Genomic DNA, 16,429 nt, shown 5'->3' with positions numbered 1-16,429 from the left:
GTGCATAGGTTCTACAGTATGACGAATTTCTCTCGACGAGGATCGGGCGAGCTCGATGCAAAGGAAATCTTGGAGCAACTTCTCGAGGCCACGCCTCAACCGACCGCGATGGCGCCCAGGAATTGTCGCGGGATTTACGGCCTCGTCGACCACTTCGGAGAGCTCCGCTACATCGGCTCCACGACGTCCGAGAGTGAAACCTTCTACAAGCGGATCCACCAGCGCCATCGCACGGGCTCCGAGACAACCAGCCACTACTTCTCGCGCATGTACAACACCGGCAGGATGTGGCGGGAGCGGAACGACCCCGCGACCAAGGCCGACGGTGACATCGCGAAGAAACTGCGGAATGAATTTGTCGCCAAGTATTGCAAGGCAGTCTGGGTGCCGCTGGCGGACGCGTTGGACATTGCCCGCCTGGAGCAGGAAGTGATTGCGCTCGCCCCGGCTCATGTCGTCGCCTGGAACGGCCGTGGCATGGAGCCCTATGAGGAGCCGGAAAGCCTCGTGGACCTTGTCATTGATAGCTTGGGGCTTGGTGACGCTGAAAGGGCCGCCCTCGAACGCCAGAAAGCGCGGTTCTTGGGCGATGAACCGGTATCTGCTTCTGTCAGCGTGGGAGGGACGGGGAATGTACCGCCTTTCCCCGAGGGACCGTTCCGTTTCGTCGCTCTTGACGTGGAAACGGCGAACCATGATCGCGGCAGCATATGCCAGGTTGGCGTGGCTTGCGTGCGCCCGGACAACGAGGTCGAGACCTGGGTAACATATGTCGATCCGCAAACACCCCGCTGGGTTTTCACCAATATCCACGGCATCACCAACGCGATGGTCGCGGGAGCGCCGACATTCGAACAGGTCTTGCCTGTGCTCGAGCAAGCTCTCGAAGGCCTTACCGTCTACCAGCATTCCGGTTTCGATCGCAGTGCCATCCGGGCCGCCTGCGCAAACGCCGATCGGTCAGAACCGAATTGGGACTGGCAAAACAGCGTGACCGTTGCTCGCCGAGCCTGGCCGGAACTGAAGGGAAACGGTGGCCATGGGCTGGCGTCACTCAAGACCTACCTGGGCCTCTCGTTCGATCACCACGATGCGGGTGAGGACGCGCGCGCGGCTGCCGAGGTCGTGTTGCTCGCTGAAGGTTCTTGTGCACTTCGCAAGCCCTCGCGCCTCGAGGAAGCATCCGAGCTGATCGAAGAATTTCCTGAAATCGCCTCTGTAAGGCTTGCATCCGCGCAATCCGCTTCAGAAACAAGCAGACGAGGCGGACCCTATGAAGGCGGCCGTGTCCTTGGGCTCGTGACGCTCACCCAGGGGAACATCAACAACCATCATTTCTACCTTCGAGAGGTCCTGCACGCTTTTCCTGAAGACTGTGTCGGGGGAGGCAACTATGCCTCGGCAGCCGCCAGGACGCTCACGGTCGATTGGGGCGGGCAATCGGCAGCGATCACGGATATCGACGGTAAGAAGAAGCTGTTTCGCCGAAGGGGTTGGGTAAGAGAGTTCTTTGAACGGAGTTTAGCCCGTGCAGGAGACCAGGTGAAGATCGAAGCGGTGAGTTCGTACGCCTATAGAGTTTCGATGGTTCGCGCGAGAACCTAAGTGTGCGTGGCTTTAGGTTCCCCTCAAGCCAGAACGCTCACGGACTCACTTCAGAACACGTCGCGCATCTTTTCAGAGTTCCAAGGCCCTGAAATGTGCCGATCCCAGCGAAACAGCGCACGAGCGGATGCATCAGGCCTTCCGGAGGTATGGGGCGACCCAATGCCGACCTCGGCTGTGTGCGTCCGCGTTGCGGCACAGCAATTTCGAAGGTGCCGAATGTCAGGGCTTGCACCTACAGCCGAAGGTTGCATTATGGGGTCATCCGTACGAAACGCCTAACTGGGCACATACGAAATCTCTTCAACTATTTACGTGATGCTCCAGTAATGAGCAGGAAATAATTTTGCCAATATCTTTCAAAAAAATAGGGAACGAAGACCAGTGGTCCGGTTGTGATTGGAGAATCGAGGACACTGACGCACTGGCAAGGCACTTGGCCAAAGTAGCGCTCGGTCAATATCGGCATGTCGCGAAGGTTCTTTCAGCGACACAAGCAGGTGATATAACCCCGTTTTCAAGTGCCTTTGATGGTGCCCGTTCTCTTCTGGTTTCAAAACAAAAAGATCCTTGGCATCGTGATGGCTGGGTGTTTCAGGTCATTTCGTGGATCGCGGCCCATCTCAACAGTGAAGGTGAACTCATCACGCCGCCCCACATGCAACATGCAGATAAAGGCTTTGACGGCCTGCATTTGCATATCGACGAAGAGACCGGAAAAGTTTGTAAGGCTGTGCTGTGTGAAGACAAGGCGACGACCAGTTCGCGCAATAAGGTGCAAAGTCAGGTCTGGCCGGAGTTTTTGTCCTTCGAAGCTGGTACTCGGGATCATGAGTTGGTGTCGCGTGTAACGTCGCTTCTTGAGACCAAGCGAGACATTGACCCCGACAAAGCGATTGCTGGTGTTCTATGGGATGACACACGATCGTACCGTGTCGCAGTTACGATCGGGGATGAACACAATTCTGAAGACGGGTTGAACAGGCTGTTCAAAGGCTACGAGGATAATGTGCGGGGGGATGTTGAGCGCAGACGTGCAGAAACATTGCACGTGAAAGACCTTAGAACTTGGATGGAGTGTATTGTTGAGAAGGCCTTAGCGGTTTTGGATGAACTGGAGGCTGCACATGTTTGATCCGCAAACAACGCAGTTGATCAGTGAAGTACCGGAACTACCGGATTTGGATCGCGATAATCTGTCAAAGACACTGTCTGAATCCTTTGCGAAAATCTCATCTGCACGCATTCGATTGAATTCGCTTGAGGATGCAGAGGAAGATGAAACACTGAATGCGGTCATCGAAGACATGCGGCGTTTGGCGCGCACAAACGAAGCGTTCGTCAGTGTGGATTTGGACCGAGAGGATCGCGCGGCTGCGGCCTTTGTTGCTGGCACGGCGCATCAATTGGTCTTCAAGGCGGAGCAGCTTCAGGAACGCCAGGAGGAAAGCTCCGTGCTGGCAAGCAGCGGCATATCGTCTGACATATCGACGGTTCTGTTGTTTTTGATTGCAGAAGCGACGGCGGATGCCTGTGAGGCTGCAGACCATTTGCGGCTGGATGATGAAGATCGTATTCGGCGCGCGTTGATTGCGGCGATCCGGTCGCTTGCCTGTGGTAAACTGCAGTCGATCATTGATGCTGATTGTCCGGGTCTCGACTATCTCGAGGGGCAAGATATTTCTGATGTCGCTGTAGCTGCACTCTATCGCCAGATCTTGTTTGGCATTCAAATCTTGGCACGTCAGCTTAGTGGGCGACCGGGCGAAGCCGCAGAAGATGCGCATGAATTGTTTTTGTCACTACGGAATTTGTGCATTTCCGAAAAGGTCGATGTTTTCGAGGATGAGGAACTCGACGAGGTGGTCACATTTGCTGGGCCATTCCATCTGGCAACTTTGATGGCCGCATTATCGAGGGACTTGCTGGACAGCTCTGTTGTTGGGATCGATCCGCCTGATGGTTTGGATGGGGTCCAATGGCAAGAAAGCTTGCGCAAAGTGGCCGCCGAGCGTCCCTTCTTGTGGCGAAATCACAGACAGGCGATTGAAGAAGGGTATTTGCAAACTGGTACATCGTCGGTTGTCGGATTTCCAACAGGTGCGGGGAAATCCACGTTATCGGAGCTGAAAATCAACGCCGCGCTATTGGCAGGTAACAAAGTTGTTTTCCTCGCTCCGACACTGGCTCTGGTTGATCAAACAGCCACGTCTTTGTCAAAGGCATTCCCAGCGGCGAAAATTGGAAGGGAGCAATCCGATCCCTTTCTGGCAGGCTTTGGCGGCGAGGATGTCGCAGAAATTCTTGTTCTGACGCCTGAGGCTTGTTTGGCTCAAATGAGCTTTGATCGGGATGAGTTTGCCAATGTTGGTCTGGTTGTCTTTGACGAATGTCATTTGCTGCACCCTTCTGATCGTCCAGAAGATCGTCGCCCTATAGATGCGATGCTTTGCCTGCTCAATCTGATCCGACTTGCGGATCAGATCGATGTGCTGTTGTTGTCCGCGATGATGAAGAACACAGACGAGTTGGCGGAGTGGGTGGCAGAGCTAACTGGCAGACCTTGCTTGTCATTGTCACTCGCCTGGAAGCCGACACGCCAAATTCGTGGCTGTTTGGTGTACGATGAAGGGGATTTGTCCAACTTAAAAGCGCGACTACGATGGCTAAGGCAAGGGGCTAAGACAAAGGGTGTGCCGTCTCATGCCAAGAGGGCAGTTGGCGCAAAGTCTCTTGGCTTTTTTAGCTTGCACCAAACCTGGGCAACCCGAAACGCTGATGATTACAGTTTGCAGCCACTTTTAGAGGAAGATGTTTTATTGGGTGTCAATAAGACTTGGAAACTTACCCCAAACTCTGGAGAAATCTCTGCGGCGATCGGATCGAAAAGTGCGCAGATGGGGGTGAAAACCCTGATCTTCTTTCAAACGATAAAAAACGCCAATAGCGCGGCCAACAAGGTTAATGATCGGCTGGCCAAGGCGAAAATTGAACTTAATCCCAATGAGGCAAGCCTGCACCGGGCAGCGGTTCAAGAATTTGGCGATAGCGATTGTCTCTTTCTTGCGTGCAAGGATGGCAATGTGGAGTCCCGAGCGTCGATCCATCATGGTCTGCTGCTGCCGGAGGAACGCAGGCTTGTGGAGTCTCTCTACAAGCGTCCTAACAGTTTATCGGTTCTGTGCGCAACCTCGACGCTTGCTCAGGGCATGAATCTCCCCAGTGAGATGGTGATCATTGCCGAAGACAGTCGCTTTGATGAAACTTTGAAAAAGCGCGAGGTGCTTGAAGCGCAAGAGTTGCTGAATGCGGCGGGGCGAGCTGGACGGGCGGGCATGATTGCGAACGGGATGGTTTTGGTGGTGCCCGGGCGTGTCGTGGGCATCGATATTGGTGAGAAGGCAATCGGCAATCATTGGACAACTCTACTGTCAATTTTTGGCCAGTCCGATCAATGTTTGGACATCGATGATCCGCTAATGGACGTAATGGACCGCATTCATGAGGGCGCGGATCAAGAGAATGAGCTTGCAAAATACTGTATCTCCCGATTGGTCAGTTCAGGAGGCTCGGAAGGTGTGGCCGATTTGGATCGAGTCGTTGTCGGCTCGTTATCCGGATTTCGGGCCCGACGTGATGGGGATGATGACTGGGTCGCAGAACGAGTTGAGGCGGTTACAAACTTTGCGGCTGAAGCGGGTTTGACATCCGATGCGGAATTGGATGCGGTACAAAATGTTGCGGCCTTGTTTGGCTTCCCGACTTCTGTGGTGAAATCGTTGGAGACCTTTCTGGCAGAACGGACAGATGTTGCCAGTTCAGATGTTCAAATGTGGAGTGATTTGTTGTTTGGCTGGTTGTCGCAAGATACGGCTGCATTTGCCGCCTGCTTCCGCGCAGAAAATCTCAACAGATTGTTGGGGAAGAAGTTTGAAGAAATTGAGGACTTAGAAATACGCCGGGGCATTGCTGTGCCGATACTTCAGGAGCTGACAAATCTTTGGATTGCAGGACACCCTCTGAAAGCACTGGAAGCCAAGTTTCAGGGTAAAGACCAGGATCTTGGAAAGTGTTTGGCGGCCAGACGTTTTGCGCTTCGATGCATCCCGGATCTGTCTTATGCGTTCAGCCTTCCGGCAAAACTGCTCGAGTATCAGCAGGCAAATTCTGACGAACCAAAGGAAATACCGTCGGTGATTGCAAATCTGTCGCGGTGCATTCGGGCAGGCTTCAACAATTTGGAGATCCTGGCGCTGCAGCAGTGTTTGAACCAAAGGGCGTTCACACGCAGACAAATTCACCAGCACTTTGAAGAGTTGGTGCCGCACTTAAAACGGTCCGAACCGGAAGAGGATTATGACATCGTAGTGCATCGTGTAGAAACTGCTCTGCAAGAGCAAGCAATAGCTGATCTCGTTTGAGGCGCGGAACGACCACTCCCCGCCTTATTCGTAGGAGGTGCTGAAGTGTTCTGGCGGCGCAACCCGGGATTTTGGTAACATCGCGGCGAAGGTCTCGGTCAACCTCGTAAGCCAACACCCAAGACGAACAGAATTCGCTTTCAAAGTTTACCTTTTACGTCACATCGCGGAAACTTTGCGTACCCGAAAAACTTCTCGTAGAGACCTTTTCGCTCTACCAACCATCACGACATTTGGGGCAAGGGCTGTACTCTTCTCCACAATCACACGCACAAAGCCCCTTGGTTCTGTCTCTAACTGGAAATCCCATACCGCAGCTGGTACTGGTCGGCAGTAAATTACCACACAGTTCGGTGTGTTCGCATCTATAGAAGACACCGCCATCCTTCCTTGGAACGGGGAAGAGATTGTTTCGAACCGATGTGCAGGAAGCTAATATTGTCTAAGGCACCAGTCTGTTAGGCTTTGAATGCCCTCGCTTTCTTGAACTCGGGGCGCATTTGTGTGAGGCGATCGAAAGCTCTATTGGCAACCACAAGCGCTTGTTCTGTTGGCAGCGGTTTCGAGCCAGTCGAAATCGCTGGTTCTACCACATCCCATGGCAGGAACTCTCGTATCATCTTCCCATGTGGGTTGCCGTCTTTCGGATTGATTGCCGTTGCCTGGATAGCAGCGCTTTGGGCTTGGGAAAGGACCTGAGCCTCAACGCCTGAAACCTCAGCCAACCAGAACATCAGAGGACTACACTTGAGCCGGTTCCACATCGGCTTCGCCAGGTTGTTTTCCCGCTCTATTCCCTTCCGGCGTGCCTCACATTGTTGAAACACCAGCCATCCCAACATGTGCTCACGTTGGGAACGATACCATTTTCCGTGAAACCCTGTTCCAATCTGGATTTCCTGTTCGAGTTTCTTTGTCCATTCGGGCTCGTCGGGGTAGGCCGAAACACGGCAGATGAGTTCGTCGATATTCATCCCATTGTATTCTTTCAAAAAAAGTTAATTACCATGTCACCCAAACAGGAGATCCGATCCCAGCAGGTTGCCTGTTGCGGACATCAAACTTCATGGAATTCAGCTTTGACGCTTGCTGAACCGGATCGCCATCGACGTCGAACCGTGTTGAGCCCGAACCGCATGGGATCCAGGTGCCCACTCCTTGATCGAGATTTACAAGAGCCTTTCTTCCATCTTCCCATTCGAGCTTGAGGCACCTTGGGTGCGGACAATCACGCTTGTTCAGTAGTTGGACATTGGCCCCCACCAAGAGTGTTTGCATTGCCTTGAGGCGTACCGAGTCGCTTGCCCAATTGTCTTCGATATTGTGATTCTGCCAAGGAGCACTACGGTCAAGGCCAGATGAAATAACCGAAACCCTTGTGGTGTTGGAGCGGTCGGGCATTGTTCGGAGGATTTCCTGCAGTAGTCTTACGGTAAGGGGGCTGCGCAAATAGCGATCAGAGTATGTGACCCTGGCAAGCGGAACATCCTGGAAAAGCTGGGGGCGCATTTCTTTGACCATCCTCCAGAATGCGCCGCCGAACTTGCCGACAGGACCATCAAGCTTTTGGGCGACATCGGCATGAACGGAGTTGCCCTCTTTGAAGAGAGCCAGCTTTTCGGGAGACAGAGGTTGGCCAATTTCGACTGCTTCATCCGGGCCAAAAATGATGACACCGCCCTCCGGTGATCCCCATCGACCATCCGCAACTGCCGCATTCTCGTCGAGAGCGGCAAATCCCTGAGTGACACCTTCGTAGGTGCACTGGCAAATAATCGGCGCATTTCCTTTCATCGGAAGTGTATCCACCATGTGAAGTCGAGCTCCGCATTCCGCGAGGAAGCGAACAAGATCTACTTTTGATGCTGCTTCCATGAGAGTGAGAAGGGATTTCGGTAGAACCACTTTCGAAACCTTTGCTTCGTCTCGTCGCGGCAAGAGTGTGGAAAGGTCGCGCAAATCCCAGTGGTCTGGCTTTCCATGAAGGAAAATTGTCAGATCGGCGACCTGTCCACCTCGAAGCCTGGGAAGAAGCCAGGTTGGCAGGTCTTGTTGCAGGGCCCTGCTTTTCTTGCCGAACAATTGTAACTCATCCGGCAACCGGAGGCGCTGGCGGATTGAGGTTAGAGTGTCCAAAGCGCCACGTCGGTCGAGTATGTTCTGGTCATACTGAATGTCTCCCCTGAGAACGCATTCCGGGCACCCTGCCTCGCAATGAGCAGGGCAATCGAGAATCTCTACGGCGCGCGCCACAAGGCCTGCCAGCCGATCGAGCGCGAGGGGCGAAAAACCGGCCCCGCCCGAAGCCCGGTCAAAAAGGAAAACGGACATGCATCGGTTGCCGTCCTCCAGGAGACTTGGTGCTGCGCTTACACCCATGTCCTCTGCTTCGATCCCCAGCTCTTTCGAAAGAGCCTCTCTCAAGGCAGCGGCAATCGCCATTGCTTGCGCACGATCAGTGCGGGTGGAGCCCAAATCCCTCAACTGCCATTCAAATGTGTCAGTGGTGATTTCGTTTCCCAACACAACATTGCGGCGGATTTTTCGGGAGCTGTCATCACACGCAGGGCACCTCCCGTCATGCCGAGGATTGTCTCTCAGAGGCTGTAACGGAAAATGGGTCTTCATACGCTTTGAGAGAGGATTTTCTTCCGCAGGGCCAATTTCAGGTTCAGATTGGCCACAAGCCAGACAAATAGCGTAGCCATTCCCATCGCCTCCAGACGCTGTGAATAAAACCTGGCCCTGTCTGGAGTTTCGCACACGCCCGACCGTTGGATCTGGAAGGGTGATCCACGGGGAGGCGCCGGAAGAGACACGGGGACGGTCTGGCGAAACAAAACTGACCTGCTCGTACCCTGCATGGGGTTTGGAACGGCCCAGGAAACCAGACGGGCGAAGCACTTCGCCCTGTTTGGTGGGCGTTTCACATTCAGGGCAGGTCTCGACAGGATTGCGGGATAATCCGAAGGCTGCACAGTTGTCACAGTGCCAATGAGTGCGAAGATCTTCGATGTTGTCTGCATCGGCACGATTGCTCCAAGCTGGCAATATGCCGTCGGATTTGTGCACCAGACCATCAATCACAACCTCCGACCCGGGGGCGTAGTCACGGATGGCAATGTCAAGTTGCCGGGAGGGACCAGCGCCTCCGGTCTTGTCTTGGATATGGGCGAATGACACTACATCAACAGGATAGCCGTAGGCGGGAGTGAATCCGCGGCGAGCAAGCTCTGTCATCATGAAATCGCGGCGCATGCGTCCTGCACGATTGGCGAAAAAGGCTCTCGTTGGATCCCTCTCTGGTGAAGCACGCCAGCCGTCGACAAGTTGTTCGTATTCTGCTCTCCACCGACGGCGAAGATCGGCGAAGGCTGAGGCTGTTCCAGCGGCAAGCCCTGCTTTTCCTTCGAGGACGGTTCCTCGAACCACATGGCCCATTGCTTCCGTGATCTCCTGTTCGTCAGCCCAGCCGCCATCCAATTCCGCCTGGAACTGGTCTGCCAGGGAGTTTTCCACCCAGATTTCATTGAGTTGATCGGAAGACTTAAACTCGGCCGCGCCGAAAAACGTGCCGATCTTGGTAGAAACCTTGACCCCGCCTTCGCGGCGCAAAAACATGCCGAGAAGAAGGGCGTTCACGTGCCGCGACACAAGAACCGGGCTGTCGAGTCGAATACCTGGGGCGGGGATGTCGGCACGAAGAAGTGCTTCCGGCTGGCGGAAGACCTGCCAGTCAAGTGGCTTGTCCTTGCAGAAGGTATAAGAAAGGGCCCAGGGCTCGCCCCGCCGACCGGCGCGCCCGATGCGCTGGCGGTAGTTTGAAGGGGCGGGAGGGACGTTGGTGTTCACGACGGTGCCCACATTGGGAATGTCGACTCCCATCTCCATCGTGGTGGAGCAATTCAGGATGTTGATCCTGCCAGCCCTGAATTCGTCCTCGTAACTTTTCAGGCTTTCCCGATCGATCTGGGCGGAGTGCTCCTGGGCGCGCAGGAAGGGGGCAAAGCTGGCGGCGTTATTGTGCCAGTTTGTCCAGTGACCTTGTGTTTTTAATGCAAAGACATCCGGATCGGATTTTAACCAGCCATCCATCTCGTCTCGTTCGGAGGCCGTGAGGCCGGTGACACTGGCAATTGGCAGGCGAGGGAAGGAGACGGGTGTGACAGGCTTTTCGTGCAGCGGTGCGTTGGGCGTCAGTCCCGCGACGCTGTAGGGCAGCAGGCGCTGTGTTACAGGGCAGCGCCACAAGGTTTCCATGCCTTTCAAACCAGACTTGCTGAAGTCCAATTGCCAACAACCTGGATCCGCGCGGAAGAGAATTCCCGATTGCCTCAAATGACCCCAAAGCTGATCCAACACCTCCTGACATCTTTCCCGATCCGTCGCGGATTCTTTTGAGCCACCGATCAGTCGATAAATCATCATGACCAATCGTGCATCGGAAAGGGCACTGTACCACGAATGTGTCCGGCGGCTGGCGGATGTGGCGTCAAATTCCGTTCCCGGCTCCGCGACCTGCGCGCTGGCCTGCCTTGGGCTGATCCAGTGAGCGAAATCGACAGGCTCTTTTTCGAGCTTCACCGAAAGGCGGCTTCTGAACGCAAAATCTACGGCCGCCAGACCCAAATTTACCCAGTCCGCCTGGCTATGACCCGCTTCCGCAAGAGGAGCGGGTAAGGATCCAGTTTCCATGCGTCGTTCCAGTTCGGGCCAGCAAAGGCGCGCAAGCCCCATGGTTTCGACGTTGTTTTGCAGTTTTGGTCGACGGAATACCTCGCGCAGAAGCAGGAATTCAGCGAGCCTGGCTGGTTCTTCGGAAAGGGTTTTGCCACCGTATGGTCTGCTTCTCCAGACGATACCAGCAAAGTTGACGAGTTCGGGATTGCTTGCAATCGCGTTGACCATGTCGCGCCACGAGACCGAGGAGAACCCTCCCTGAGCTTCGGCTAACTTGGGTTTCAGGTCTTCGACAACGCTTTCCATTCCAGCCATGCCTTGCAGCTGGGAAATTTGCCTGGAAAGTTCCTCTGCTTTGGCGGGATCTCCGGCCGAATTCTCCTGTACCGCGTGCCAGACCGCGGCCCGGATCAGGTTTCGCTCTGCTTCTTGTTGGAGCTTGGCTGCAAATCGCGCGGTGCCCTGGCGGCTGTCGGTGAACGAGAGAAGGCGCCGCCCGCCGAGCGGCAGGGGCGACTTACCCCCTTCTGGCCGAGGGGTTGCTTCCAGAAGCTGCGGGATGGCGTTGCCTAACAGAAAGGGTGCCCCGAAGCGTTGGACACCAACCCGATTTCGGGCGTGATGCGCCTCTGGGCAACAACCTCTATCCGACGGTGCCGTGGTGAAAATCTTGCTGTGCCCGGACTCATCTGTAAGGATATCCCTAAGGACTGAATCCTCGTGTCGTAACATTTCTACGGGATGAGAACCGTCGGTTGGCCTGATGAGTGTGACCTCTTCGAGAACAGTGGAACTTGCCTCGTCATCGGGTTCTGCATCCAGGAAGAAGTCATCTTCCTCGTCACCGTGACCCCCTTGAACAAGTCGGCGATGCTCGCCCATTTCACGATGTGCCATCAACCATGGCGTGCCGCATTCATTGCAGGCGCCAATCTCGAATACCGGTGCTCCACAGGGTTCCGGGCAACGATCTGTTTGGTGAAGGTGGATTTCCCCGAATGGCCAATCCGATTTTTCTTCTTTCAACTCCGGAGAGCGACAGGGACATTGCGGATCCACACAGGCCCAGAGCCCTGCTTGAGATCGTTGAAAGACATTGAGACGCCAAGGAGAAAGAGCTGCTGAGTCACCTGAAGGTGCAGCTTGTGCCATGGCATCCAAAATGATGCGTGAGGCAGCCGTTGCATCATTGGGCGGCAATTCCGGTGAAAGAATCTGGGCAAGCTGGGAAAGCCTTGCACCACCATCCCGAATCTCTGCGCGTGCCTTTCGCGCTCTTGGGTGGGAGGCGAGCTGTTGCCAGAGTTCAGACGCATCCAGGTCACGAAGAGTTTCCGCTTGTATCGGGCCATCTTTGCCAATGCCAGGAAGCGACATTTTTTCTTCGCGCCCCATTATTATTTCGACCTGATCTTCGGATACGCCACCAAGCCGGGAGACAAATTTCCGCAGGGCATCTTCGGTTTCTGCACCTTCCCCGATCGTCGCCGATGTCGCCACCAGTCGCACATCTTCGGGCTTGACCCCGAAGGCCTGGCGCACACGGCGTAAAAGCAGGGCCATTTCCGCAGCCTGGGCGCCTACATACGTGTGTGCTTCGTCAAGGACGATCCAACGCAATTGCCCTTGTGATTGCTCCAGGATGCCTCGATCCTGTGCCCTGGTCAGCATGTACTCCAGCATCGTGACGTTGGTCACAAGCAGATTGGCGGGATTGCCGCGAAGGGTTTTTCGGTCTGCGATTTCGGCCGGCGCGGGGCGAACATGCGGTTTACGTGTTTCAGGGGTGTCGCCATTGTAGAGTGCATAAGAGAGTCGACCGTCAAATGGTGCAATCCAAGAAGCGAGGCGTTCGCGTTGCGAGTCAATCAGTGCATTGAGCGGGTAGAGGATAATTCCGCGTACTCCGTGACGAGATCCTGTTTCAGCGGCATCCAAAAGGTCATTGAGCATCGGAACCATGAAGCACTCGGTCTTTCCGGAACCGGTGCCGCTGGTGACCATGTAGCTTTTGCCTGCAGCGGCTTGTTTCCAAGCTTCAAACTGATGCCAATATGGATGACGATTGCGAGGGATTGCTTGCTCGCCTGCACTGTCCAGAGCTTCTACCAAATCGGTCCGCAATAGATCTCCAGCAAGATCAGCCATACTGGGTTCTGCAGATTGCCATACTCGGGCTGCCTCATAGACTGGAGGAGCGATTAGACTGTCCGGATGCCCGGGCTCAGAAGCAAGGCGCCGTAACAGTAGTTTGCGGGCAGAATCCGAATGAATATGCCCTCTGGCAACGATGGCAGATGCTGCGCGTTCTGCGATTTCAGAAAGGGTTTTACCAAAGCCGGAAGTCTTCATGGGTGTTCAATTCTGTTGCTGGATGAGGGCGATGGCTGCAGGCATCGCAGTTTCGAAATAGTCTGGATCGTGGAACCTATAGTGAAGGAGCGCAATTGCCGTGGCTGGGTCTACGGGATGGTTGCGACGAGACAAGGCGAACTCAGCAGCGACAATCGGTGCATCCAATAGACCTCTGATCGGTTCGTAAAACTGATTGAATTCCACAGGCGCAAAAGGGGATCGAAGATCGAAAGCTTGCCTCGCACCTTCATTTTTCGAGATGGCTCTTCGAGCTGCTTCAATCAACGCCTTCTTTGGATCTGAGAAGCTCGTTGGAACAGCCCCTAACTCTTTCCAAGTACGAAGCAGTCCGGTTTCGCTTGCAGCCAGGAAAATCTGCCCAAAAATCTCGGGGCGGCGATCACGAAGGCCGCGTAGTCTGCTCAAGACAGCATCATTTGCGAATTTTCGAGCATCATCGGCACCGATGTTTGCCGAGATCATACGGGAGACCAGAAGGGCAACCTGCCGCTCGATGGCTGTTTTCCAAGCCGATATCGGAAGTGTAGTCCATGAAAATGGGCTTGCATTCTCGAGTTCCATGCGACCTGGAAGGCTTTCGGCATTTCCTCTCAGAACAAGGAGTGCCGCGAGTTCCGGAGCATTGGAGAGCGCGACCACCGAGTCGAGGCTTGAAAGAGCTTCACTTCCTCCCAGATCATCGATCTGCTGTTCGAACAGCGATAGGTCTCCAATGCTTAGTGGATTATACAAATCCTGCAGGACTGTTGCGAAAGCCCTAATTCGTTCTGAGCGGCGGCTCGATTTGCCAGCCAAAACAAAGCTCTCTGAGAACTGTGGGGGGTGCAGTGGCTCTTCTTGAACGTTCCTGCGAATTGGCCTTGGCGGACGGATGAGGCCAGAAGAATCCCGAGCGAAGACGAGCCAAGGCCCAGGATGGTTAGGCAAACGACATTCGATATCATCTTCAGGCTGGATGCCGTCCATGTCGCAGCTTGTTTCGGGCGCCAGAAGGTTCACACAATGGAGGTTCATTCCGTCAGGATCAATTTCAGCTTCTGCCCCAGGCACGGTAAGGGATGATCCGTGCCAATTGCCGTCGCGTAGATGTCGCCGGAGTGTAATTCTGCGACTTTGATTGGCGCCGACAAGAACGCGAAGACGCAATTCACTGTCGGGGCCTCCAATCGTCATCAATCTCCTGAAGCGCGGAATGAATGAACTGAGGGCAGTCTCGTTTTGGATTTTTAAGGTGACTGGCTGATTGGTGTGGCTGTCGCCCAGAAGTCTAATTCTGAGCTCGGCTATTCGATCGGGAGGAACTGAAACTCGCCATCCCGCCAGCATCCCCAGATCGAGTGAAAGGTCTTCCATAAGAACCCGATCATCCTGGTCTAAAAAGAACCCTCGGGTGCTCGGACGGGGAAGGCTGACATCGAATGGCCGACCCGTTCCATCGTGGGGGCGAATGTGAAGAGATATTCTGCCAAGGTGTTCGGCTGTATGCGCGAGGGGGAGGCTCAAACTTCCTTCGGTGGAAACCATCCCGGTGGTTTGGCCGAGTAGTGTGATGGATGTTCCGGGAGGAATTCCTTCAGCGGAAAAGCTGAGTTGACCTTCGCCCATTTCGCGCAATGTAAAGCGAGCGGATTCCGGTAGAAGCCGCAAAGAAGTAAAGGCCCTGGTGGCGCTTTGATCATCCCGCCAACCAAATTGAAACAACCCCATGGATGTTTTTGCGTCGGGCAATCCGACTTTCCAATTGCGTTGTCCAACGGGACGCCAACAGAGGTTTTTCGGTGGAAGGTGCCTACCGATGCCCTCTTCACTTTGAGAATAAAAATTCGGGAGCCCTTGGTGGACCTCCATACCTCTTACATCTCGCATTCCGGGTACGGTGATGCCATGAGCGATGATCCGATCAGTGTTTTCCTGATCGGCGTCGGTTGTCAGTGAAAGGCTCCAACCATCGCCAAAGACTCGACCACGGCCAGAGACGCGCCAGAGTGTCGCTCCTTGGACATCGCCTTCTTGCTCCACATCCAGACCGTCAAAACGCGCAGCTTCCTTTCCAGCAAGAACCCAAAGTTCAGGTTCCCTTGTTCGAAGTGCACTCGCACCCACTTTTTTGAGAATGGGTGCCGCTCCATCCTGTCCTTTCTCAAAAAGCTTCCAAATTGTTGGGATGTCGTTTGGGTCGATTGCCTGCCCGCCGGGCGGTGTGTAGGTGCCAATCTGACGTCCCTCCGCCAAAAGACGGAACGAAATGGGTCTGTCCAGCGGCATCGAAAAAACGCTTCGCCGACCGGCTGTTTCTCTTCGGACGTCCCAAGTTTTGGATGCTGTCTCTTTATCTGCAGAAAGAACCAAACTGGGGGCAGCAAGGCTTAAGGCTGCATCTGGGAACAGCCTCATAGAGTTGATTTGGCTCTCTACATCCCCCATTTGCCATTCGGGAATTTCAGCCGTTTTGCTGATTGAAAGTTTTGGAACCCAGGCGTCTTTCACTTTAACGAGAAGGCGTGTGGCCAATTCCTGTTGATTGGCTCCTGCATCGGAAGTGACAGCATCAAGTAAAAGGCTTCGCGCTGCCAAACTGTCCAGGCGAAGTGGAAGTTCATCTTTCCATCCCGGGCTATTGGCATCGAGCCATGCCTGCCGAGCTTCGGAGGGTACTGAGGGCGGTATTTCTGCCCGACGCTCAAGAAGAGTCAGGCAGAATTCAAGAAACAGATCACGAAACTCGGAGGTTCGGAAGCCGAGTGGAAGAAATGAGATGCGTTGAGCTGCGAGCTGCACAAGTAGGTCTCGAGGAGCCGCAATTCCTACCTTTTCAATATCCGCCATCAGGCCGCGAACCGACCTGCGATATAGGCCGGATGGATCCGCCAAAAGGGCTTCCGGTAGACCGCCTTCCGCGGCGAGGGTCTTGAGATAGTAGTTTACTCCATCGTCTACGGTCAGTTGTCGACCAAACCAATGGAGACCACGACGTGTGAGGTCGTGAAGAGATTGATAATCTGTCTTCAAATTCAGAGGCTTTTGCAAAAACTCCCACGCATATTGTCCTCCGTCGTATTCTCTTCTGAAAGTCTCAGCGGCCCAAAGAACAAAGGGAGCAGCATTGCTTGTTAGACGCCGATACTGTGCCGCGTGGACGAGATGGTGGCGCAAAAGTTCTACTTGTTCGGATGTGATGCTGTAGGAATTCAGAGGTTGCCCGGGTTTGCGCTCAAGACCAATTTCCCTGAATGCACGAGCTGTATCGGGTGGTGTGCCCTTGGGGAACTCAGTTTCATTTCGTTGCTCAGCAGATGCGGTCACCGTTCTTCGTGCTCCTTTCATCTTCTGCAAAATCACCAGGTGCG

Annotated in this window: 6 protein-coding genes; 3 read left to right on the top strand and 3 right to left on the bottom strand. The window is 54.4% G+C overall.

Features of this window, described 5'->3' with window-relative positions; translation table 11 throughout:
- The first annotated feature begins 18 nt into the window (after positions 1-18).
- The 3 genes from ACP15F_RS07070 (at position 19) to ACP15F_RS07060 (ending at position 6,026) form a co-directional block, all read left to right on the top strand.
- Positions 19-1,605 carry an exonuclease domain-containing protein gene (locus ACP15F_RS07070; protein WP_424940113.1) on the top strand — a complete coding sequence of 529 codons (1,587 nt, stop codon included), beginning with the start codon at positions 19-21 and terminating at the stop codon, positions 1,603-1,605.
- Positions 1,606-1,951: 346 nt separating this feature from the next.
- On the top strand, positions 1,952-2,740 hold the full coding sequence (locus tag ACP15F_RS07065) for a hypothetical protein (RefSeq protein WP_424940112.1): 789 nt from the start codon (positions 1,952-1,954) through the stop codon (positions 2,738-2,740).
- On the top strand, positions 2,733-6,026 hold the full coding sequence (locus ACP15F_RS07060; protein ID WP_424940111.1) for a DEAD/DEAH box helicase: 3,294 nt from the start codon (positions 2,733-2,735) through the stop codon (positions 6,024-6,026). The genes ACP15F_RS07065 and ACP15F_RS07060 overlap by 8 nt, the downstream gene beginning before the upstream one ends.
- 458 nt (positions 6,027-6,484) lie before the next feature.
- Here the strand turns inward: ACP15F_RS07060 and ACP15F_RS07055 are convergent, their stop codons facing one another.
- The 3 genes from ACP15F_RS07055 to ACP15F_RS07045 form a co-directional block, all read right to left on the bottom strand.
- On the bottom strand, positions 6,485-7,000 hold the full coding sequence (locus ACP15F_RS07055; RefSeq protein WP_424940110.1) for a hypothetical protein: 516 nt from the start codon (positions 6,998-7,000) through the stop codon (positions 6,485-6,487).
- A gap of 28 nt (positions 7,001-7,028) precedes the next feature.
- A complete protein-coding gene (locus ACP15F_RS07050; protein WP_424940109.1) occupies positions 7,029-12,854 on the bottom strand; it encodes a DEAD/DEAH box helicase in 5,826 nt (1,941 codons plus the stop codon).
- A gap of 210 nt (positions 12,855-13,064) precedes the next feature.
- A complete protein-coding gene (locus ACP15F_RS07045; protein WP_424940108.1) occupies positions 13,065-16,385 on the bottom strand; it encodes an STY4851/ECs_5259 family protein in 3,321 nt (1,106 codons plus the stop codon).
- Positions 16,386-16,429 lie beyond the last annotated feature (44 nt).

This window comes from Aliiroseovarius sp. S253 (assembly GCF_049800855.1).
Classification (GTDB): domain Bacteria; phylum Pseudomonadota; class Alphaproteobacteria; order Rhodobacterales; family Rhodobacteraceae; genus Aliiroseovarius.
The sequence above is the reverse complement of the archived record's forward strand: the minus strand, read 5'-3'. Positions and strand labels throughout refer to the sequence as shown.

Excerpts from the sequence above, each read along its gene's own strand:
- ACP15F_RS07070 (WP_424940113.1), top strand. The coding sequence starts at position 19 with ATGACGAATTTCTCTCGACGAGGATCGGGCGAGCTCGATGCAAAGGAA.
- ACP15F_RS07060 (WP_424940111.1), top strand. The coding sequence starts at position 2,733 with ATGTTTGATCCGCAAACAACGCAGTTGATCAGTGAAGTACCGGAACTA.
- ACP15F_RS07055 (WP_424940110.1), bottom strand. The coding sequence starts at position 7,000 with ATGAATATCGACGAACTCATCTGCCGTGTTTCGGCCTACCCCGACGAG.
- ACP15F_RS07050 (WP_424940109.1), bottom strand. The coding sequence starts at position 12,854 with ATGGCTGATCTTGCTGGAGATCTATTGCGGACCGATTTGGTAGAAGCT.